We start from the raw sequence: 21,154 nt of genomic DNA on the forward strand, positions 1-21,154 counted from the left end.
TGCGGGGCTTGAAAATTCTTGGTGGAGACGAGGGGACTCGAACCCCCGACCTCTAGAGTGCGATTCTAGCGCTCTCCCAGCTGAGCTACGTCCCCGAAAAACGCTCAAAAATCGCGGCGTCGCGCGCCGCGTCAACCATTCTATCGGGCCGCCGCGAGACCGTCAAGGAACGCGTGGCATCGCGCTCGATTCAGCCGCGAGCCGTTCGCTTCGCCACAGTTGCCATCCGATGACAAAAAGCCATAGCCCGGCCGGCAACTGCGTCGACAGCAGCACGGCCAGCGCCGCGCGCGGCCACGCGGCGGCCGGCAAGAGGCCGGCCAGCGCAAGTCCGGCCAGCGCCGCGCCCACAACCGCAAGTCTCCGAGAGCCCGCATCGGCCGCGCGGCCGGTGGCTCGGGCCCATTCCAAAACGAAGACGGCGGCCCAGAACAGGAACGCGGCGACGTAACCCAGGAGAAGGTCTCTCGCGCCGTGTGCCCAGCCCACGGCGACGAGCGCGTCGCGGGCCTCGGGACTGACGAGGCGCGCGTAGCGGGCGGCAAGGGCCGTCATGCCGTTCGCTTCGTCGACGAGCACGTCCAGCCACAGGGCGAGCTGCGCCGCGATGAAGATCCGCCCGGCGCTTCCCGCCATCGATGCCCGGCACGGCCCGCAGGCGGAGTAGGCCCCGGCGAGCCCCACCGTGAGCGTCGCGGCGCCCACCGCGATGAGCCAGTGAATCGTGCCATAGTACGGCGTCGACGCGATGGTGGCCAGCTCCCTTTCCGCTTCGCCCGGGTCGAGGAGCGGGGGATGGAACGCCGTCGCGCCGCCGAAGAGCGCGGCGCCGATCCAAAGGCAGAGCGCCGCGAGCCGCGTCGACCGCACCCCTGCCGGTGTCTTGCCGCCTCCGGCGGCGACGTTCGCGGAGCCCGCCATCGCCGTTCCCCCTTCGCGCTGCTTGCCCGATCTGCCGTGCCCGCCCTTTCCCACATTCTTCCCGCCCCACTTGCAGGAGATTCCAACATGGGGGAGAATAGGCGCACCAAAGTGGTGGAAAGTGGTGTGAAGTGGTAGGAACGGGAGCGCCGGCCATGTTCATGGGCGAATACCGGCACACGATCGACGACAAGGGTCGTCTGATCATGCCGGCGCGCTTCCGCGAGGGCCTCGGGGAGACGTTCGTCATCACGAAGGGCCTCGACGCCTGCCTCTTCGCCTACCCGATGACGGAGTGGCAGCAGCTCGAGCGCAAGCTTCGCGCGCTGCCCTTCACGCAAGCCAACGCGCGCGCGTTCGTCCGCTTCTTCTTCTCCGGCGCCACCGAGTGCCAGCTGGACAAGCAGGGACGCGCGCTGATCCCGCCTCACCTGCGGGAGTACGCGAAACTCGAGCGCGACGCCGTCGTGCTGGGCGTCGCCTCAAGAGTCGAGATCTGGAGCCAGGCCGAGTGGGAGCGGTACGCCGACAAGGCGGCCGCCGAGTACGCGGCCATCGCGGAGCAGCTCGCCGGTTTCGACCTGAACTTCGATGCGTGAGACCGGCGGGCGCGGACGTGGGGAATGCTGTGGGGGGATCCGGCGATGGGCCTCGCGCTTGGGATGGCGGATGAGATGATCTACACGCACGTGCCCGTGCTGCTCGACGATGTCGTCCGCCTTTTGGCGCCCCGCGACGGCGACCTGATCCTCGACTGCACCGTCGGATCGGGCGGCCACGCGGCCGCGCTGCTGCACGCGGCCGGGCCCCGAGCGCGCCTTTTGGGCATCGACCGCGACCCGGAGGCGCTGGAGCGCGCCGCCCGCCAGCTCGCGCCGTTCGGCGAGCGTGTGCGGCTGGTGCGCGCGAACTACGCGCAGCTTGAGAGCGTGCTGGAGCGCGAGGGCGTGGAACGCGTCGATCGCGTGCTCTTCGACCTCGGCGTGTCCTCGCCCCAGCTCGACGACCCGGACCGCGGCTTCACGTACCGTGCCGACGCACCGCTGGACATGCGCATGGATCCCGCGGAGCCCACCACCGCCTACCACCTGGTCAACGGATTGACGGAAAGCGAGCTCACCCGGATGCTGCGCGATTACGGCGAGGAGCGCTGGGCGGCGCGCATCGCCCACTTCATCGTCGAGGCGCGGGCGAAGGAGCCCATCGCCACCACGGGGCAGCTGGTCGACATCATCAAGCGCGCCGTGCCGGCCGCGGCGCGGCGGCACGGGCCCCATCCTGCCCGCCGGACCTTCCAGGCGCTCCGCATCGCCGTGAACCGCGAGCTGGAGTCCCTTGCGGCAGGGCTGGAGGCGGCCCACCGGCGGCTGGCGCCGTGCGGGCGGCTGGCCGTCATCAGCTTTCATTCGTTGGAGGATCGGATCGTCAAGCACCGGTTCCGCCAGTGGGAAAAGGGCTGCCAGTGCCCGCCCGGCGCGCCTGCGTGCCGCTGCGGGGGCCGTCCGACGGTGCGCGTCCTGACGCGCAAGCCCGTGGTGGCCACGGAAAGCGAGATCGCGGCGAACCCCCGCGCCCGAAGCGCCAAGCTTCGCGTCGCGGAAAGGCTCGCGGGCGACGGGACGGGCTCGTTCTAGGAGAGACAAGGGGAGAATAGCGTGGTTACGACTCGTCGTGGATTGTACACTGGTGCCGCTGCGACGGCCGCCGCGGCGGGAACCTCCGCCCTGGCGGCGCCGATGCCCGCCACAGCGTGGGCCGGGCCGGGCTCCCTGGCGGAGGCGCCGCTGCGCCGGGACGAGTGGGAGCGCCTGCGCCGGCGCGAGGCGGCCGAGCGGGAAGCCGACGCCCGCCGGCGGGAGACGGCGCGCAAGCTCGAACGGGCGCGCCAGCGCGCCAGGGCCGGCCGCGCCTGGAGGCAGTTCCTGGGATCCGCGCTGACGATCGCCTTCGCGTTCGCCGTGCTCGTCGCCGTCGTGGCGCGCGGGTACGGCGTCATCGAGGCTGGATACCGCCTGGACAGCCTGCGGCAGAAGGTCCAGGAGGCCCAGTGGGAAGAGCAGCGGCTGGAGGCTGCCATCGGGCGCGCGAAGTCGCCGGCGACGGTCCAGGAAGCGGCAACCACGCGCCTCAGCATGGCCGTGCCGCCGCGCATGGTGAAGATCGCCGTCCACCCGGCCTCGCCGGAAGCCACGGCTGCTCCGGCCACGCGCGAGGCGACCGTCGCGCTGGCACCGCCGCCCAGCCCACGCGAGCGCACCGACGTCTGGACGGCCTTGAACGCGTGGCTGTACTCCTGGTTCTCCGGCGGCGAGGTGCAAGCCCGCACCCTGCGCTAGGGCGCCACCGGGTGCACGCCCAGGGCCGCCCATCGGGTGGGAGGAGACCACGTCCGTGCCCGTGCGCACCGTCCGGCGCCGCATCCTCTTCACGTTGTTCGCGACGTTCGCCGCCCTCGTGTTCCTCGTGGGCCGGCTGGCGTGGATCCAGTTCGTCGAGGGCGCCTCGCTGCAGAAGCGGGCGATGCAATCCCGCACCTTTGCCGTGCCCGTGCAGGCGAAGCGCGGGGACATCCTCGACCGGAACGGCCGGCCCCTGGCCCTGAGCATGGACCTGGAAAGCGTGTGGGCCAACCCGGCCGAGATCCCGCCGGATCGCGTGGACGCCATGGCCCATCAGCTCTCGCCCCTCCTGGGCATCAGCGAGAGGACGCTTCAGGCGCGGCTTTCGCAGTCCTCGGCGTTCGTTTGGCTCAAGCACGCCCTGGACGACGCGACCGCGCAGAAGGTGCGCGCCCTCGACCTGCCCGGCATCCACTTCACGCGCGAGACGGGACGCGTGTACCCCGAGGGGACGCTGGCGGCCAACGTGCTGGGCTTCGCCACCGTGTTCAACGCCTTCTACGGTGTGGAGCAGTACTACAACAAGGAGCTGGCCGGCACGCCGGGCAGCGTCCAGCTGCAGCGGGACGCGCTCGGCCGGCCGATCGCGGGTGCGGAGCACGAGATCGTTGCGCCGAAAGATGGCGAGACGCTGGAGCTGTCGCTCGACGCGACGATCCAGTACATCTGCGAGCGTGAGCTCGACAAGGCGGTGCTGGCGAGCCACGCGGTGGCGGGGTACGCCGTGGCCATGGACCCGTCGACCGGCGAGATCCTCTGCCTCGCGAACCGGCCGACGTTCGATCCCAACCACTACGCGGACTACCCGCAGGAGTCGTACCGGAACCGCGTCGTGACCGACACGCTCTCGCCGGGCTCCACGTTCAAGCCGATCACGGCCGCCGCGGCGCTGGCGGAGGGCGTCGTCACGCCGGACACCGGCTTTTACGACAACGGCGCCTACACCGTCCTCGGGAAGACGATCCACAACTGGAACGGGGCGGGCCTCGGGGCGACGACCTTCGCCAAGGGGTTCTGGGAATCGGCGAACACGATCTTCGCACGCGTGGCCGTGATGACGGGCAAGGAGCGCTTCTACGATTACCTCGAGAGGTTCGGGCTGACGAAGCCGACGGGCATCGACCTGCCGGGCGAGGTCTCGGGGATCCGGCCGGCCGAGAAGAGGGCGACGGACCTGGACCTGGCGATCATGGGCTTCGGCCAGACCCTCACCGTGACGCCGATCCAGCTCGTCACGGCGATCGCGGCCATCGCCAACGGCGGCGAGCTCATGTGGCCGCACGTGGCGAAGGCCTTCCTCGACGCCGACGGGCACGTGGTGCGCACGGTGCAGCCGAAGGCCGTCCGCCGCGTCATTACGGAGGCCACGGCGGCCCAACTGCGGGACCTGATGCAGAAGGTCGTCGACGAGGGCACCGGCCAGCTGGCGCAGATCCCGTGCTACACGATCGGAGGCAAGACGGGCACCACGCAGAAGGTCGTCAACGGCCGGGTGAGCGGCAGCGGCGCGTACATCGCCTCCTTCGTGGGCTTCGCGCCCGTCGACAGGCCACGCGTGGTGCTGTACGTGGCCATCGACGAGCCCAAGGGCGTGTTCTACGGCGGCCAGGTGGCGGCGCCGGTCTTCGAGGCGATCATGCGGGACGTGCTCCGCTACCTCGACGTGCCGCCGCACTGCACTCCGGGCGAGCAGCGCGACGCGTCGGAGGAGGCGCCCCGGCAGGTGGTCCCGTCGCTCGTGAACCTGCCGCTGCCGGAGGCGCTCGCCGCCGCCCAGGAGGCCGGGTTCACGGCCGTCGTCAAGGGTTCGGGCTTCCGCGTGGCGCGGCAGACGCCGCCGGCCGGAGCGCAGGTGGCGGCCGGGACGACGATCATCGCCTACACCGACGATTCGCCCCCGCCGGCGAGCGGCAAGGTGACGGTGCCCGACCTCCGCGGCCAGACGATGCGGGAAGCGGCGCGGATTCTGGGTCTCGAGGGCCTGAAACTCGACTTCGCGCCGGGGAGCACGGGGCTCGTCGTCTCCCAGGACCCCGCCCCCCTCACGCTTGTGGATCCGGGCACCGTGGTGCGGGTCGTCTTCCAGCCCCCCAACTCCAGCGAAGCGGCGCCGAATGGTCTAAGATGATGGCGATTTGGTAATTCCTACTAAGGGTTGACGCACATGGACGATTGGCTGCAGTTGATCCACGGGTTGGGGCGGCGGATCGGACCGGAGCCGGAGCGCATCGCCGGGATCGCTTACGACAGCCGCCGGGTCGAACCGGGCTTCTGCTTCATCGCAGTGCCGGGATTCCGCGTCGATGGGCACGACTTCATCCCGGACGCCGTGGCCCGCGGCGCGCGCGCGCTCGTCGTCCAGCGCGAGGACGCCGTGCCCGAGGGCATGGCGGCGGTCGTCGTCGAGGACGCGCGGGCGGCCATGGCGCGGTTGGCCGCGCGCTTCTACGACCATCCCTCGCGCGAGCTCGGCCTCGTGGGCGTGACGGGCACGAACGGCAAGACGACGACGACCTACATGTCCCGGGCCGTGCTGGAGACGGCGGGGCCCACGGGGCTCATCGGCACGGTGCAGAGCATCGTCGGGCGGCAGGCGCAGCCGGCGGAGCGGACCACGCCGGAGGCGCCGGACCTCAACCGGATGCTGAGGGCGATGCGCGTCGCCGGCGACCGCTTTGCGGTGATGGAGGTCTCCTCGGAAGGTCTCGCGCTCCACCGCGCCGACGGCCTCGACTTCAACGTGGCCGTCTTCACGAACCTCACCCAGGACCACCTCAACTTCCACGGGACGATGGAAGCCTACTTCGAGGCCAAGGCGAAGCTCTTCGACATGCTCGCCCAGGTGCCCGAGGGCGGCCACGGGGGCGGGCCGCGGGGCGCCGTCATCAACGTCGACGACGCGTACGGGCGCCGTCTCGCGGAGCGGTGCAGGGTGCCGCTCGTCACCTACGGCGTGGAGAGGGAGGCGGACATCCGCGCGGTGGACGTCGAAGCGGGCGGCGATGGGCTCGCCTTCACGCTGACGTTCCCCGGCGGGACGCTGCCGGTGCGCCTGCGGGTGGGGGGCCGGTTCAACGTGTACAATGCGCTCGCCGCGTTCGGCGTCGGCTGGGTGTTCGGGATCGAGCCCGAGCGTGCCGTGGCGGCGCTGGCGCGCGTGGAGGGGGCGCCCGGCCGCTTCGAGCACGTCCGGGCGGGCCAGCCGTTCACCGTGGTCGTCGACTACGCGCACTCGCCGGACGGCATCGAGAACGTGCTGCGCGCCGCGCGCGAGGTGACGCGCGGGCGCGTGATCGCCGTGTTCGGCGCCGGCGGCGACCGCGACCGGACGAAGCGCCCGCTCATGGGCGCGGCAGGCGCGAGGCTCGCGGATGTGGTCGTGCTGACCTCGGACAACCCGCGGAGCGAGGATCCGGAGCGGATCCTCGACGACATCGCGGCGGGCGCGAACGAGGCGGCCGCGCGTTCCGGGGCGCGCGTGCTCCGCGAGGTCGACCGGCGCGCGGCCATCCGGCTGGCGTTCGAGCAGGCGCAGCCGGGGGACATCGTCGTCATCGCGGGGAAGGGGCACGAGACGTACCAGATCTTCCGCGACCGCACGATCCACTTCGACGACCGCGAGGTGGCCCTGGAAGAGTTGCGCGCGATGGGCTACGGGGAAGGCGGACAGGGACGGTGAGCTTTGCGCAGCACGCGCCCGGCGCGCGGTACGAGCCCGGCTGGACGGTGGCGGAGCTGGCCGCGGCGACGCGCGGCCGCATCGAGGGGGCTCCCGCGGCCGAGTCCCTCCGCTTCCGGCACGTCAGCATCGACAGCCGCGAGGTGGAGCCGGGCGGGCTGTTCGTGGCCCTGCGCGGCACGCGCGCCGACGGGCACGACCATCTCGCCGCGGCCGCCTCGGCCGGCGCGGCCGTGGCGCTGGTGGAGCGGATTCCGGAAGGCGCGCCGCGCGGCGTCGTCTACGTCGTGGTCGACGAGTCGCTGGCCGCGCTCGGCCGCTTCGCCGCATGGCACCGCCGCCGCTTCCGGCCGCGCGTCGTGGGCGTGACGGGGAGCGTCGGCAAGACCACGTGCAAGGACATGACGGCCGGCGTCCTCGCCCGCCGCTTCCGCACGTACAAGTCCCCCGGCAACCTCAACAGCCACACGGGCCTGCCCCTGGCGCTGCTGCAGCTCGAAGCCGGGCACGAGGTCGCCGTGCTGGAGATGGCGATGCGCGGGCCGGGGGAGATCGCCTACCTCTGCGAGCTGGCGGAGCCCGAGGTCGGCGTCGTCACGGTGATCGGCGAGTCGCACCTCGAGCGCCTGGGTTCCATCGAACGGATCGCGGAGGCGAAGTTCGAGCTCGTCCGCGCCCTGCCGGCCGGCGGGCGCGCCGTGCTGAACGCCGACGACCCGTGGCAACGGCGCTTCGGCGCGGAGGCGCGCGTGGCCGTGACCTGGTACGGGCGCGGCGAGGCGGCCGAGGTCCGCGCCGTCGACATCGTGACGCTCGGCGCGCGGGGCACGCGCTTCCGCCTGATCACGCCGGACGGGGAGGCGGAGGTCCACCTGCCGCAACCCGGGCCGCACCTCGTGCAGAACGCGCTCGCGGCGGCCGGCGTGGGGTACGTGATGGGCGTCGACCCGGAGCGCATCGCCCAGGGGCTGCGCACGTACACACCCTCGGGCATGCGCGCGGAGCTTCTGCGCTTTGGCGGCGTCACCGTGCTCGATGACAGCTACAACGCGAGCCCCACCTCCACGCGGGCGGCGCTGCAGGCGTTGAAGGACGTCGCGGGGCGAGGGCGACGGCTGGCCGTGCTCGGCGACATGCTGGAGCTCGGCCCGGAGGCCGAGCGCCTGCACGAGGAGGTCGGCGCGGACTGCGCCGATCTCGACGCGCTGGTGACGGTCGGGCCGCTGGCGCGCCGCATCGGGGAGGGCGCGCTCAAGGCCGGCCTGCCGCCCCGCCGCTGGACGCACGCGCCCGGAGTGGAGGCGGCCGCGCTGTGCGTGGCCTCGCTGGCGCGCGAAGGGGATACGGTGCTCGTCAAGGCGTCGAGGGGCATGCGCTTCGAGCGCCTCGTCGAGCGACTCGCGGAAGAATGGGGTCGTGACGCGTGATCGTGAACCCGTGGGCGATCGCCGTGATCGTCGTGGCGGCCGCGGCTCTGACGGCCGTGCTGGTGTGGCTGCTTCTGCCGCTTCTCAGGGCCTTGAAGGTGGGGCAGCCGTCGAGGGAGTTCGACCCGGAGACGTATAAGGGCAAGCGGGGCACGCCCACCATGGGCGGGCTGGCGTTCATGATCGGCGCCTCGGCCGTCGTGCTCGCCACGGGCCTGTTCACCCCGGGCGTCGTGCTCTCTCTCGTGATGTTTCTCGGCTTCGGCGTGCTCGGTTTCCTGGACGACTACATCAAGGTCGTGCACCAGCGGCCGCTGGGATTGAAGGCACGGCACAAGCTCCTCGGCGAGACGGCGCTCGGCCTCTTCCTCGCGTGGGGCGTGGCCGAGTGGCTGCGCGCGCCCACCTGGGTGAGCATTCCGTTCACCGGCATCCACGTGGACCTCGGCGGCCTGTATTACCCGTTCCTCGTTCTGGTGGCCATCGCCACCTCCAACGGCACGAACCTCACGGACGGCGCGGACGGGCTGCTCGCCGGCGCCACGCTGCCGATCGGGGCGGCGCTCGGCTGGTACGCGTGGCAGCACGGCCAACCGGACGTCGTCGTGCTCGCATTCGCCCTGGTGGGTGCGCTCTTCGGCTTCCTGTTTTGGAACGCGCACCCGGCGCGTATTTTCATGGGGGACACCGGCTCCATGGCCATCGGCGGCCTGCTCGTCGCCCTGGCGGCGCTGACGAAGACGGAGCTGTGGCTCGTCGTGTACGGCGGCCTGTACGTGCTGGAGACGCTTTCGGTCATCGTCCAGGTCTTCTCGTTCCGGGTCTTCGGGCGGCGCGTGATCCGCATGAGTCCCGTGCACTACCACTTTCTCGTGGGCGGGTGGCCGGAGCGGCGGGTGGTCCTCATGTTTTGGGCCCTTTCCACCGCGTTCGCGGGCGTCGCGCTGTGGAATCTGCTGCAGGGAGGCGCCTAGGTGCCGGAACGGCGCGGTGTGCCGGACTACACGCTCCTCACCGCCACGCTGGGCCTGCTGGCGTTCGGCATCGTCATGGTCTTCTCGGCCAGTTCCGTGGTTGCGGGCGACAGCCTCGGCGACCCGGCCTTCTTCCTGAAGCGGCAGCTGGCATGGTCCGCGATCGGCCTCATCGCGCTCACCGCTGGCGCCAACATCCCGTACTGGTTCTGGCGGCGGCACGCCCGCAACCTTTTCCTCCTGACCGTCGGCCTGCTCATTCTCGTGCTTACGCCGGTCGGCATCACGAGCCACGGGTCCAGCCGCTGGCTGGGCTTCGGCACCCTCAGCTTCCAGCCCTCGGAGATGGCAAAGTTGTCGTGCGTCATGTTCTACGCCTACTGGCTGACGAAGCAGGGCCCGAAGCTGAAGAGCTTGTTCTCGGGCGCCGTGCCGTTCATGGTGACCCTCGGTGCGGTGGCGGGGCTCATCCTGCTGGAGCCGGACCTGGGGACGGCCGCCGCGCTCAGCGCGACCGCGTTTCTCATGTTCTTCTTCGCGGGGGTGCCGATTCGCCACCTGGTGGGCGTCGCCGCGCTGGCCGCGCCCGCCGCGGTCTACGCGATCTTCGGCGAGCCGTACCGGCGGGAACGCTTCTTCGCCTTCCTGAATCCCTTCGCGGATCCGCTCGGCAACGGCTACCACATCATCCAGGGCCTGTACGCGTTGGGCTCCGGCGGCCTGTTCGGCGTGGGGCTGGGCGGGTCCGTGCTGAAGCGGTACTATCTGCCCGAGCGCCACACCGACTTCATCTTCGCGATCGTCGGCGAGGAACTCGGGTTCCTCGGCGGCTTCCTGATCATCGCGCTGTTCACGGTCATCGCCTGGCGGGGCTACCGGATCGCCGTCATGGCGCCGGACAGCTTCGCGGCGCTGCTCGCGGCCGGCATCACGACGATGATCCTGCTGCAGGCGCTCATCAACATGGGGGTCGTGATGTCGGTCCTGCCGATCACGGGGATCACGCTGCCCTTCGTCAGCTTCGGCGGCTCGAGCCTCGTGTTCAGCCTGGCGGGCATGGGCGTGCTCCTGAACATCTCGAGATACATCCACTGAATCCAACGCGTGAGGAGTGCGTGACATGCGTCTGCTGGTGACCGGGGGCGGCACGGGGGGCCACATCTACCCGGCCATCGCGATCGCCAAGCGGGTCCTGGAGAAGGAGCCGGACTGCCAGGCGCTCTTCGCGGGCACGGCCGAGGGCATGGAACGCGACCTGGCGCGCCGCGCGGGCCTGCCCTTCGCCGCCATCCCGGCACGGGGCGTGATCGGAAAGTCGCCGGTCGAGCAGTTGCGGGGGGTGGCGGCGGCCGGAGCGGGTTTCCTGGCCGCGCTTCGCCTCGTCCGGCGCTTCCGGCCCGATGTGGTCGTGGGCACCGGCGGCTACGCTTCGGGGCCCGTCGTGGCCGCGGCGGCCGCGCTGCGCGTGCCGACGCTCATCCACGAGCAGAACGTGTTTCCCGGCGTGACGAACCGCCTGCTGTCGCGCGCGGTCACGTGCGTCGCCATCCCGCACCCGGACGCGGCGAGGCACTTTCCGCGCCGTGCGCGCCTGTGGCTGACCGGCAACCCGGTGCGCCCCGAAGTCCTTTCGGCGGACCGGGCGGCGGCCCGCCGCCGCCTCGGCCTCGGCCCGGAACAGAAGCTTCTCGTGATCGTGATGGGCAGCCGCGGGTCGGCGACCGTCAACCGCGTCGTCGCCGCCGCCCTGCCGGATCTCCTGGCGGAGCGCCGCGTCACGGTGTTCTGGGTCACCGGCGCGGCCCATCACGAGGCCGTCCGCGAGATGCTCGACCCGCGGATGATTTCGGAAAACCAGGGAAAATTACGCATTGAGCCTTACGTGCACGACCTGCCCGACGTGCTCGCGGCCAGCGACCTGGTCGTCGCGCGCGCGAGCGCGATCACGCTGGCCGAGATCGCGGCCCTCGGCCGGCCTTCGCTCCTCGTCCCGTCGCCGTACGTGGCGCAGCGCCATCAGGACTACAACGCGCAACCGTTCGCGCGCGAAGGGGCGGCGGTCGTGGCCGCGGAGGCCGAGCTCGACGGGCCGGCGCTCGCCGCGAGAGCGCTGACGCTGCTCAGGGATGACGGGCGGCTGGAGGCCATGGCGGCCGCGGCGCGCCGCCTGGCGAGGCCGGAGGCCCTCGACGTGCTCGCGGCGGGCGTCGTGGACCTCGCGCGCCGGCGTCTCCCGGACAAGCTTAAAAGGACATAAACTTATGCGTGTATGCATGCATGCGGTTGAGAAAGAGGACACCCTTTGAGTGAACGAACTTCCTGGCACTTCATCGGCATTGGCGGGGCGGGGATGAGCGGCCTCGCACACATCCTCCTGAACATGGGCGAAAACGTCAGCGGCTGCGATGCCTCGGACGGTTCCGCGCTGGAGAGGTTGCGCGCGCAGGGCGCCGCGGTGTGCGTCGGGCACGATCCCGCCCACCTGCGCGACGGCATGCGCGTCGTCGTCTCCTCGGCGATTCGTCCGGACGAGCCGGAACTCGTCGAGGCCCGGGCCCGCGGGCTGACCGTCGTCCACCGCGGCGATCTTTTGGCCGACCTCTTCCGCTCCCGGCGCGGCGTGGCCGTGTGCGGCACCCACGGAAAGTCCACGACCACGGGGCTCGTCGCCATGGTGCTGCGTTCCGCCGGCCTCGACCCCACGATCGTCGCCGGCGCCGACCTTCCGGACTTCGGCGGCAACGCCCACCTCGGACGTGACCCCTGGATCGTCGCGGAGGCGGACGAGAGCGACGGATCCTTCACGAAGATCGCGCCGACCGTCGCCGTCGTGACGAACATCGACGACGACCACCTCGATCACTACGGCTCCATCGACCGGTTGATCGACGCCTTCCGCACGTTCGTGCGGCGCGTGCCCGCCGACGGCTGTGCCGTCGTATGCGGGGACGACCCGCGCAGCCGCGCGCTGGCGCCGCTCGTGCCGTCCATCGTGTACGGGCTGAGGGAGCCGGCGGAGCTGACGGCCGCCGACATCGACTCGAACGGCTGGGGTTCGCGGTTCACCGTCCTGAGGGGAGGCCGGGTTCTCGGGCGGGCCGAGATCTGCCTGCCCGGCCTGCACAACGTCTCGAACGCGCTCGCGGCGCTCGCGGCCGGCCTCGCGCTCGGACTGCCGGCGGAAGCGCTCATCCCCGGCCTCGCCGCCTTCCACGGCGCCCGCCGCCGTTTCCAGGTCCTCGGCAGGGTCGGTGACGTGACCGTCATCGACGACTACGCCCACCACCCGACGGAGATCGCCACCACGCTGCGCGCGGCCCGCGCGGTGGCCAACGGGCGCATCATCGTGCTCTTCCAGCCGCACCGGTACACGCGCACGCGCATCCTCGCCGAGGAGTTCGGCCCGGCCTTCGCCGACGCCGACCACCTGCTGCTGGCTCCCATCTATGCGGCCGGCGAGCCGCCGCTGCCGGGCGTGGACTCCACCCTGATCCACGACGCCGTCCGCCGCTTCGGCCGGCCCGAGGTGGAACTTTTCGCGGACCGCGAGGCCATGGTCCGGCACGCCGCCTCGCTGGTCCGCCCCGGGGACCTGGTCATGTCCATGGGGGCCGGCGACATTCGCAAGGACGGCGAGCGGCTCGTGACGCTCCTCGCCGCGAGAGAGGAGCCGGTGCGCGAGTGACGACACCTCCGGAACGCGCCTCGGAAGCCCTGCATAGCATGCTGCGCGGCACCGTCTCAGAGGGTGAGCCTCTCGCGAGGCACACGACGATCCGCATCGGCGGGCCCGCGCGCTGGTTCGTCGAGCCGGCCGACGAGGACGACCTCGTCCGAACCCTTGAGTGGTGCCACAAGCACGGCGTCGCCTACACGGTGATCGGGTTCGGCAGCAACCTGCTCGTTCCCGACTCCGGATTCGACGGCGTCGTGATCTCGCTGCTGAAGGCGGCCAATTGGGCCCGGTTCGACGGCGCGACGATCGAGGCCGGGGCCGGCTATCCGATCTCGCGCCTCGTGCAGGAGGCGGCGCGTCGCGGCCTGGCCGGGTTGCTCGGCCTGGCGGGCATCCCCGGCACCGTCGGCGGCGCCGTGGCGATGAACGCCGGCACGCCGTACGGGGAGATCAAGGACGTCGTGGAGAGCGTGCGCTATCTCGCGCCTGACGGACGCATCGTCGAGGCCGCGCGCGAGGAGATCCGCTTCCGCTACCGGCACAGCCGGTTCCTTGAGGAGCCGTCGATCGTCCTCGCCGCGCGGCTGAAGCTGGAGCCCGCCGACGCGGCGGAGCAGGTGCGGGCGCTGCGCGACTACCTGGCGCGCCGCAACGCCGCGCAACCCGTGGAGTGGCCGAACACCGGCAGCGTGTGGACGAACCCGCCCGGCGACTACGCCGGTCGCCTGATCGAGGAGGCCGGCCTGAAGGGCGCCCGCCGCGGCGGTGCCCAGATCTCGCCGAAACATGCGAATTTCATCGTCAACTTGGGCGGCGCGAGCGCCGACGACGTGATCGGCCTGATGGCCAAGGCGCGCGCCGAAGTTCTCCGGCGTCGAGGAATCTTGCTCCAGCCCGAGGTCCGGTGGCTGGAGGGCCAGGAGGTGCTGGAACGGCGGCTTGCCGAGCCTCCTGGCGGGTGATGGAACGGGAGGCTGGCGCGGTGGACCATCTCCTCATTCAAGGCGGCACGCCCCTGTCCGGCGAGACGCGCATCGGAGGGGCCAAGAACGCGGTGCTGCCCGCCCTCGCAGCGACCGTGCTGGCCGCCGACACCACGACGCTCCTCAACGTCCCCGGCCTGCGTGACGTCGATGGCATGATGGCGATCCTTCGCGGCCTGGGCGCGGCCGTCCGCGAGGAGCTCGACGGCGGCCAGCGCGCGATCACGGTGGACGCCCGCAACCTCGCATCCTCGGTCATCCCCGACGAGCTCATGCGGCAGATGCGGTCGTCCATCTTCATCATGGGTGCGCTTCTCGCCCGGTGCGGCGAGGTGACCGTCACCCAGCCCGGCGGCTGTTCCATCGGGCCGCGGCCGATCGACCTGCACATCTCCGGGCTCCGGCGCATGGGCGCCGAGATCGAGGAGGCCGGCGGGCACCTGCGCGCCAGGGCGCGGCGCCTGCGCGGCGCCGACATCACGCTCACGTTCCCGAGCGTCGGCGCCACGGAGAACCTCATGATGGCGGCGACCCTCGCCGAGGGCACGACCGTCATCCGCAACGCGGCGCGGGAGCCGGAGATCGTCGACCTGGCGCAGCTGCTCACGGCCATGGGGGCGCGGATCCAAGGCGCCGGAAGCGACATCGTCGAGGTTCGCGGCGTCCGGCGCCTGCGGGGCGCGACCCACCGCATCATCCCGGACCGCATCGAGGCCGGCACGTACCTGCTGGCCATCGCCGCGACGGGCGGCGACGGCGCTGTCACGGGCGCCCGGCCGGACCATCTGGACGCATTGCTCGCCTTCCTTCGTGATACCGGCGCGACCGTCGAAACGGACGCCGAGCGGATCCGCGTGCGCGGCCCAGAGCGGCCGCAGGCCGCGGACCTGCGCACCCTGCCGTATCCCGGCTTCCCCACGGACCTGCAGAATCCCGCGCTTGCGTATCTCCTGCGCGCCGACGGAACGAGCGTCGTGACCGAGACCGTTTTCGAGAGCCGCTTCCGCGTGGCCGATGAGCTCCGGCGCATGGGCGCGTCCCTGCACGTGGACGGCCGAACCGCCATCGTCCGCGGCGTGCCGCGGCTGACCGGCGCGTGGGTGGAGGCGCACGAGTTGCGCGGCGGCGCCGCGCTGGTCATCGCCGCCCTGTCGGCGGAGGGGGAGAGCCGCATCGACGGCGTGGCGCACATCGACCGCGGCTACGAGCGGATCGAGGAGAAGCTGAAGGCCCTCGGCGCGCGGATCCGGCGCAGGCTGCCGGGTCAGTGAGGCCCTGGGGAGGGAAGACCGGTCCCGGTTGTCCCCGCTGCGGCGAACCCGTACACTAGCCATGCGGGTTTGAGGAGGAGGGCGGTCGCCGCATGGCCGACGTGGACGGCTGGGCCAAGGAACCCTTCGTGCGGGATCTCTTCAACCAGATCGCGCGGCGGTACGACGCGATGAACCTCCTCATGACCGCCGGCGCCTACCGGTACTGGCAGTGGCGTTTCCGCAAGCTCGCCGCTCTCCAGGGCCACGAGCGCGTGCTGGACGTCGGCACCGGCACGGCCGACCTGTGCCTGCTTCTGGCGCCGGACCTGAACGGCGGCGGGCGCATCCTGGGTCTGGACCTCGCCGAGGAGATGCTCCGCGTGGCCCGTGCGAAAGTGGCGCGCAGCCCGTACCGCGACCGCATCGAACTCCTCCAGGGCAACGCGCTGAGCCTGCCGTTCCCCGACGAATCGTTCGACGTCGTCACCACGGCGTTCGCCATGCGCAACTTCGCCGGCCTTGAACGGGCCCTGGCGGAGATGCGCCGCGTGCTGAAGCCGGGCGGCCGCCTTCTGGCCATGGAGCTCACGCAGCCGCCTTCGAAGCTCGTGAGCGTGCCGTACTTCTTCTATTTCCGTCGCATCCTGCCGCTTATGGGCCTCTGGGCGAAGAAGACGGGACCGTACGCGCCGTACGCCTGGCTGCCGGCCTCCCTGCAGCGCCACCCGGACGCGCCGGGCGTGGCGCGCATCATGCGGGACGTGGGCTGGCGGGATGTCCGGTGGACGTACCTGACGATGGGCATCGTCGCCGTACACCAGGCGACGAAGTGACGCGGGCGGGATGGTGTCACGCGGTCGCGTCGCGCGATCGCGTCGCGGGCCCCGCCGCGCGATTGCCCCGCGGATCCCGCCGCGGTCACGCGCGGCCCAGGAGGCGCAGGAACTCCATGCGCGCGGCCTCGTCCTGCGCGAACACGCCGCGCACGGCCGTCGTGGTCGTGATCGTCCCCGGTTTCTGGACGCCGCGCATCGTCATGCAGAAGTGCTCCGCCTCGACGACGACCATCGCGCCCTTCGGACGCAGGACGGCCATGATCGCGTCCGCCACCTCGGTGGTGAGGCGTTCCTGGATCGTCATGCGGCGGGCCGCCCGCTCCACGAGGCGCGCGAGCTTGGACAGGCCCACGACCCGGCCGTCCGGCAGGTACCCGACGTGCGCCTGCCCGAAGAACGGCATCAGGTGGTGCTCGCAGAGGGCGTAGAACGGAATCGCGCGCACCATCACCAGTTCCTGGTGGTCCTCGGCGAACGTGGTGGAGAGTTCCGCTTTCAGATCGGCGCCCTGCCCGACGAGCAGCTCCTCCAGGTACATCTTGGCCACGCGTCGCGGCGTTTCCCTGAGGCCCTCGCGTTCCGGGTCCTCGCCGAGGTCCCGAAGCAGGCGGCGGATGTCCTCCTCCACCTTCCGCAGGCGCGCCTCGTGCGTCATCGCGACGGCGGCGGCGTGCTCCGTTCCCTCGGACCGGGTGATGTCGGCGTCGTTCATCGTGTCTCCCCGCTTTCCATCGGCGTTCCCTGTGACCACGCGTGCTCGAATGCGGCTTCCAGCCATCGGACGAGGCCGGGCAGGTCGCCGTACACCGCGGTGGGCGGCTCCGCGGCGAGGTCGGCCCACAGCGCCGACGTTCCGTCCTGCGTGAGGAGCAGCGTGTGGGCCGGAAGCGTCCGCGCCGCCCGCATGATCTCCCCGCGGCAGGCGCCGCACGGCCGCGCGCACCCGGCCAGGCACAGCGTGCGCAGCCGGACGCCGCGCTCGGCCGCGGCCGCGATCGCCGGCGCGAGCGGCCGCGCCTCTGAGGGCGTGGGCGCGACGAGCGCCTCGCGCCGCGCGCCGGCCAGGAGCCCCCGGGCCAGGTTGAAGACGGCCTCGACGTCGTGGGTCTGGCCGAAGACGCAAGGGCGGCGGGCGGGCCGCATCTCTCCGAGACGCTCGCGCACGCCGTCGACGAGGTGGACGTAGTCGTCGACCATGCGCCGCGCGATGCGCTCGAACGGCACCGCGCGGCAGACGCCCCGGCCGCCGCGCACGACGGCCCCACGCCGCTCAAGCCGCTGCAGGGCGGCGTAGACGTTGGCCCGCGCGAGCTTCGTCTGCTTGGCGATCTCGTAGCCCGTCGCTTCCGAGAGCTCCACGAGCGCGAGGTACACGCGCGCCTCCGTCTCCGTCCACCCGACCGTCACCAGCGCATCGACGGTGTCCACTCGCTGCCAAGCCTCCCGGCCGTAGCCCCGGGCGCGCCGCCCGCGGCCGTGTTCCGTGCCGCCCGCGCCCCATGCGATCCACGGCGCGGCGCGGCGACAGAAGTAGTTGTTCGAGAAACTACCATAGGTCGTCGCGGATGTCCAGCAAGCGATCAAGCGACGAAAGATGGGCCGTTCGGCAAGGCCGATGTCAACTTGCGGCCGTTCTCGTGCTTGGCCTAAGATGGGTGCGGCCGAAACCGAGGCGAAGCGGGGCGAATCGCGTGCACATCATCCTGGTGGGCATCAGTCATCGCCAGGCGCCCGTCGCGGTGCGCGAGCGCTTCGCCGTCCCCGCGGGCGAGGCGCCGAGCTTTCTCCGGACCGTATCCGACCGCGCGCAACTCCGCGAAGCCGTCGTGCTGTCCACGTGCAATCGATTTGAGCTTTACGCCGTCGCGGACCGTCGCGCCGCGGCCGACGCGCTGCTGTCCGCGCTGCCCTCGATGTTCGACCAGCCGGCGGATGTCCGTCGCCACTTCTATGTCCTCGACGGCGTGGATGCCGTGCGCCACCTCTTCCGTGTGGCCGCCGGCCTCGATTCGCAAGTGCTCGGCGAGACGCAGATCCTCGGCCAGGTGCGAGAGGCGTACGCCGTCGCGCAGGACGCGGCGTGCGTCGGCAAGGTGCTGCACGCGCTCTTCAACCAGGCGCTGGCCAGCGCGAAGCGCGTGCACGCCGAGACGGCCGTGTCCCGCAGGCCCGTCAGCGTCGCGTCCGTCGCGGTGGCGCAGCTGAAGGACATCCTGGGCGATGTCGCGGACCGCGACATCCACGTCTGGGGCGCCGGGGAAACGGCGGCGGACGTCGTCGCGCACCTGTGCGCGGCCGGCGCGCGCGTGACCGTGTTCAACCGCACGGAGGCGCGGGCCGAGGAGCTGGCTGCGCGCTTCGGCGCGGGCCACGGGCGCTGGAGCGCGCGCCTGCAGGCGCTGTCCCGAGCCGATGCGCTCGTCACCGCCACGGGCGCGCCGCGGCCCGTTCTGACGGCGCGCGGCGCGCGCCCCGCGCGGGGGGGGGCGCGCCGGCGCCGGCCCCGCGCCCGCGCCCGGGCGCGGGGCGGCGCGCCCGCCCCGGGGGGGGGCGGGGGCCTGTTGGGGGGGGGGGGGGGGCGCGCCGCGCGCTGGGGGCGGCGCGGCGGCTCCTGATCCTCGACCTCGCCGTGCCGCGGGACGTCGAGCCGGCCGTCGTCGAGCTTCCCGGCGTGGAGTTGCACAACATCGACGAGCTGAACGCCGTCCTCGAGCGGAACCGCGCGGCGCGCCGCCGCGCCGCGGCGAAGGCGGAGCGGCTGCTTGAGGAGGATGTCGCGTCGTTTTCCGAATGGGTGCGCAGCCTCGCCGTCGTCCCCCTGATCCGCTCGCTGCGGGAGAAGGCGGAGGAGATCCGCCGCAGGGAACTGGAGCGCGCCCTGCGCCGACTGCCGCAGCTGGGGGAGCGCGAGCGCGCCGTCATCGAACAGCTGACGACCTCCATCGTGAACAAGCTGCTCAATGACCCGACCGTTCGCTTGAAAGAGCTTGCGGGCGACGGTCATGAGGACAAGTACCTGAAAGCCTTCAGCGAGCTGTTCAAGCTCGGCGAGGGACCGGGCGCGGACGGCAGCGCCGGTGCGGGCGAACCGGCTGCGGACGCCGGCCGCGTCGCGGCCCCGGCGGAGGCGCGATGAGCGCGCTGCGCATCGGGACGCGCGGCAGCCGCCTGGCCCTCTGGCAGGCCGAAGCCGTGCGCCGGCTCATCGAGGCGCGGCACCCCGGCGTCCGCGTGGAGGGCGTGCCGGTGCGGACGACGGGCGACGCGCACCGCGGCCCGCTGGGCGCGCTCGGCCCGACGGTCGGCATTTTCGTCAAGGAACTGCAGGAGGCGCTGTTGCGCGGGGACATCGACCTCGCCGTGCACAGCGCGAAGGATTTGCCCACCGTGTCGCCGGACGGGCTCGTGGTGGCGGCCTACCCGCTGCGCGCCGACCCGCGGGACGCGCTCTGCGGGTCGCGCCGCCTCGAAGAACTGCCGCCCGGCGCCGTCGTCGGGACCTCCAGCCCCCGGCGCGTCGCGCAACTGCGCGCGAAGCGACCGGATCTCCGGTTCGTCCCCCTTCGCGGCAACGTCGACACGCGGATCGAGAAGGTGGCCCGCGGTGAGCTGGACGCGGCCGTGCTGGCGGCTGCCGGGCTCGAGCGGCTCGGCCTTGGCTCGCACGTGCGGGAGAGGCTGGATCCGGACGTCTGCTGCCCGGCGCCGGCGCAGGCGGCCCTGGCCGTGGAGGCGCGCGCGGACGACGCGGCCGCGCTGGACGTGGCGCGGTCCCTGGACGACCCGGCCGTGCGGAGCGCCGTCGAGGCGGAACGGGCCGTGCTGTCGGCGCTCGGCGGCGGCTGCTTCCTCCCCCTCGGCGCGCTGGCGGTGCCGGTTCCCGGGGATGGCGGCGCCCGCGGTGGAGGGGGCGGCCTCCGGTTGCGAGCGGCGCTCGCCGGCCCGCGCAGCGGGGTCGTCGTGCGCGCGGATGCGCTCGCCCGTCCGGGCGAGGCGCCGGAGGCACTCGGCGCCCGCCTGGCCGAGGCCCTGATGGAACGCGGCGCGGGGCCGCTCCTGGAGGAAGCGCGCGCCGGATGGCCGTCGTGAGCGGCGGGATCCGCGGCGGGATGCCGGACGAGGCGCCGCTGGCCGGGATCGTCGTCTGGAACACGCGCCCGCGGGACGACGGCGCGGGCGAGGACGCGCTGTCGCGTGCGCTCGCCGCGGCAGGGGCGCGGGAACTGCGCCTCCCCACGGCGCGCGTGCGCCCGGCGGAGGATCTGGGCGAGCTGGACGCGGCGCTGCGCGAGGCGGAGCGCGTCCTCGCGTGGGTGTTCACAAGCCCGCGCGCCGTGCGCGTGACGGACGCGCGCGCGCGTGAACTGGGCGTGCGGCCGGCGTACGATGGGGGGCGCGGGCCGGCGCCGGCCGTGTGGGCCGTGGGGCCGCAGACGGCGCACGCCGTGGCGGGGAGCGTCTTTCGGGCGCTCCCGCTCCGCGCGCTGGAAGGGCGCGGGGGACGGGACCTCTGGCCCGCGCTGCGGGCGAAACTGCCGTCCCCGGCGCCGGCGCGCGACACGCTGGTGTGGCCGAGGTCGTCGCTCGCCGCGACGAGCGGGTGGAAGGCCCTGCTCGATCTCGGCTACCGCGGCCTCGCGCCGGTGGCGTACGAGACCGAACCCGTGCCCGAGGATCTGGAGGCGGTGCGCAGGGCGGCGCAGGACCCGCGGGGCGGCGTCATCTGGCTGGCCAGTCCCTCGGCCGTGCGCGGCCTGGCGGGCGCGTGGCCGGGTGCGGCCCGCGACAGATCCCGCTCTCCGGAAGCCTCGCCGTTGGGCGCGTGGCGCGTCGCCTGCATCGGCCCCACGACGGCCGCCGCCTGCGAAGCCGAAGGCCTGCCGGTGCACGCGGTCGCCGCCTCGCCCTCACCGGAGGCCGCCGTCGCCGCGATCGCCGCCGCCCTCGACCCGGCGAACGCGGCCGCGCGCGGCCTCGCCGCCCGAGACCGCCGCAAGAAAGGATGA

Annotated in this window: 20 protein-coding genes and 1 tRNA gene; 17 read left to right on the forward strand and 4 right to left on the reverse strand. The window is 72.4% G+C overall.

Going from position 1 to position 21,154, the window contains the following annotated elements; genetic code table 11:
- Positions 1–19: 19 nt before the first annotated feature.
- Together IRZ18_00005 and IRZ18_00010 are read right to left on the reverse strand one after the other, a co-directional pair.
- A tRNA-Ala gene (locus IRZ18_00005) sits at positions 20–95 on the reverse strand.
- Positions 96–162: 67 nt separating this feature from the next.
- The gene (locus IRZ18_00010; GenBank protein MBX5475495.1) at positions 163–921 is read right to left on the reverse strand and encodes a hypothetical protein; all 759 of its coding nucleotides are present in this window, start codon (positions 919–921) and stop codon (positions 163–165) included.
- Between the two features lie 155 nt (positions 922–1,076).
- Here IRZ18_00010 and mraZ point away from each other — a divergent pair, with 155 nt between their 5' ends.
- The 13 genes from mraZ to IRZ18_00075 all read left to right on the forward strand — a co-directional run bounded on the left by mraZ (position 1,077) and on the right by IRZ18_00075 (position 16,145).
- Positions 1,077–1,520, forward strand: a complete 444-nt coding sequence (gene mraZ / locus IRZ18_00015; GenBank protein ID MBX5475496.1) for a division/cell wall cluster transcriptional repressor MraZ — start codon at positions 1,077–1,079, stop codon at positions 1,518–1,520.
- 75 nt (positions 1,521–1,595) lie between these two features.
- Complete coding sequence (gene rsmH / locus IRZ18_00020) at positions 1,596–2,555, forward strand: 16S rRNA (cytosine(1402)-N(4))-methyltransferase RsmH (GenBank protein ID MBX5475497.1); 960 nt, start codon at positions 1,596–1,598, stop codon at positions 2,553–2,555.
- Between the two features lie 102 nt (positions 2,556–2,657).
- Positions 2,658–3,257, forward strand: coding sequence for a hypothetical protein (locus tag IRZ18_00025; GenBank protein MBX5475498.1), 600 nt, complete (start codon positions 2,658–2,660; stop codon positions 3,255–3,257).
- 55 nt (positions 3,258–3,312) lie between these two features.
- Entirely contained in the window at positions 3,313–5,448 is a 2,136-nt protein-coding gene (locus IRZ18_00030) for a PASTA domain-containing protein (protein MBX5475499.1), read from the forward strand.
- 36 nt (positions 5,449–5,484) lie between these two features.
- On the forward strand, positions 5,485–6,999 hold the full coding sequence (locus tag IRZ18_00035) for a UDP-N-acetylmuramoyl-L-alanyl-D-glutamate--2,6-diaminopimelate ligase (protein ID MBX5475500.1): 1,515 nt from the start codon (positions 5,485–5,487) through the stop codon (positions 6,997–6,999).
- Positions 7,000–7,046: 47 nt separating this feature from the next.
- On the forward strand, positions 7,047–8,426 hold the full coding sequence (locus IRZ18_00040; GenBank protein MBX5475501.1) for a UDP-N-acetylmuramoyl-tripeptide--D-alanyl-D-alanine ligase: 1,380 nt from the start codon (positions 7,047–7,049) through the stop codon (positions 8,424–8,426).
- Positions 8,427–8,443: 17 nt separating this feature from the next.
- On the forward strand, positions 8,444–9,400 hold the full coding sequence (locus tag IRZ18_00045) for a phospho-N-acetylmuramoyl-pentapeptide-transferase (GenBank protein MBX5475502.1): 957 nt from the start codon (positions 8,444–8,446) through the stop codon (positions 9,398–9,400).
- Positions 9,401–10,495: a putative lipid II flippase FtsW gene (gene ftsW, locus IRZ18_00050; GenBank protein MBX5475503.1), complete on the forward strand. Its 1,095-nt coding sequence runs from the start codon at positions 9,401–9,403 to the stop codon at positions 10,493–10,495.
- 25 nt (positions 10,496–10,520) lie between these two features.
- A complete protein-coding gene (gene murG / locus IRZ18_00055; protein MBX5475504.1) occupies positions 10,521–11,657 on the forward strand; it encodes an undecaprenyldiphospho-muramoylpentapeptide beta-N-acetylglucosaminyltransferase in 1,137 nt (378 codons plus the stop codon).
- A gap of 93 nt (positions 11,658–11,750) precedes the next feature.
- Positions 11,751–13,085, forward strand: a complete 1,335-nt coding sequence (locus IRZ18_00060; GenBank protein ID MBX5475505.1) for a UDP-N-acetylmuramate--L-alanine ligase — start codon at positions 11,751–11,753, stop codon at positions 13,083–13,085.
- Positions 13,082–14,038, forward strand: coding sequence for a UDP-N-acetylmuramate dehydrogenase (murB, locus tag IRZ18_00065; protein ID MBX5475506.1), 957 nt, complete (start codon positions 13,082–13,084; stop codon positions 14,036–14,038). Before IRZ18_00060 ends, murB begins: the two co-directional genes overlap by 4 nt.
- A 20-nt stretch (positions 14,039–14,058) precedes the next feature.
- A complete protein-coding gene (gene murA, locus IRZ18_00070) occupies positions 14,059–15,330 on the forward strand; it encodes a UDP-N-acetylglucosamine 1-carboxyvinyltransferase (protein ID MBX5475507.1) in 1,272 nt (423 codons plus the stop codon).
- Between the two features lie 92 nt (positions 15,331–15,422).
- Positions 15,423–16,145, forward strand: coding sequence for a ubiquinone/menaquinone biosynthesis methyltransferase (locus IRZ18_00075; protein MBX5475508.1), 723 nt, complete (start codon positions 15,423–15,425; stop codon positions 16,143–16,145).
- An 85-nt stretch (positions 16,146–16,230) separates the two neighbouring features.
- On the opposite strand, the gene folE is transcribed toward IRZ18_00075, so the two are convergent.
- Entirely contained in the window at positions 16,231–16,803 is a 573-nt protein-coding gene (gene folE, locus IRZ18_00080) for a GTP cyclohydrolase I FolE (GenBank protein MBX5475509.1), read from the reverse strand.
- A gap of 53 nt (positions 16,804–16,856) precedes the next feature.
- Positions 16,857–17,576, reverse strand: coding sequence for a hypothetical protein (locus IRZ18_00085; protein MBX5475510.1), 720 nt, complete (start codon positions 17,574–17,576; stop codon positions 16,857–16,859).
- Positions 17,577–17,839: 263 nt separating this feature from the next.
- Between IRZ18_00085 and hemA the strand changes: the two genes are divergently transcribed.
- The 4 genes from hemA to IRZ18_00105 are packed head-to-tail and all read left to right on the forward strand — an operon-like array spanning position 17,840 to position 21,154.
- Positions 17,840–18,763 (forward strand): glutamyl-tRNA reductase, encoded by a 924-nt coding sequence (gene hemA, locus IRZ18_00090; protein MBX5475511.1) that lies wholly within the window; start codon positions 17,840–17,842, stop codon positions 18,761–18,763.
- A gap of 14 nt (positions 18,764–18,777) precedes the next feature.
- Entirely contained in the window at positions 18,778–19,284 is a 507-nt protein-coding gene (locus IRZ18_00095) for a hypothetical protein (protein ID MBX5475512.1), read from the forward strand.
- Entirely contained in the window at positions 19,281–20,237 is a 957-nt protein-coding gene (hemC, locus tag IRZ18_00100; GenBank protein ID MBX5475513.1) for a hydroxymethylbilane synthase, read from the forward strand. Before IRZ18_00095 ends, hemC begins: the two co-directional genes overlap by 4 nt.
- Positions 20,225–21,154: a uroporphyrinogen-III synthase gene (locus tag IRZ18_00105; GenBank protein MBX5475514.1), complete on the forward strand. Its 930-nt coding sequence runs from the start codon at positions 20,225–20,227 to the stop codon at positions 21,152–21,154. Before hemC ends, IRZ18_00105 begins: the two co-directional genes overlap by 13 nt.

The organism is Clostridia bacterium (genome assembly GCA_019683875.1).
Lineage (GTDB): Bacteria > Bacillota > Sulfobacillia > RBS10-35 > Bu92 > Bu92.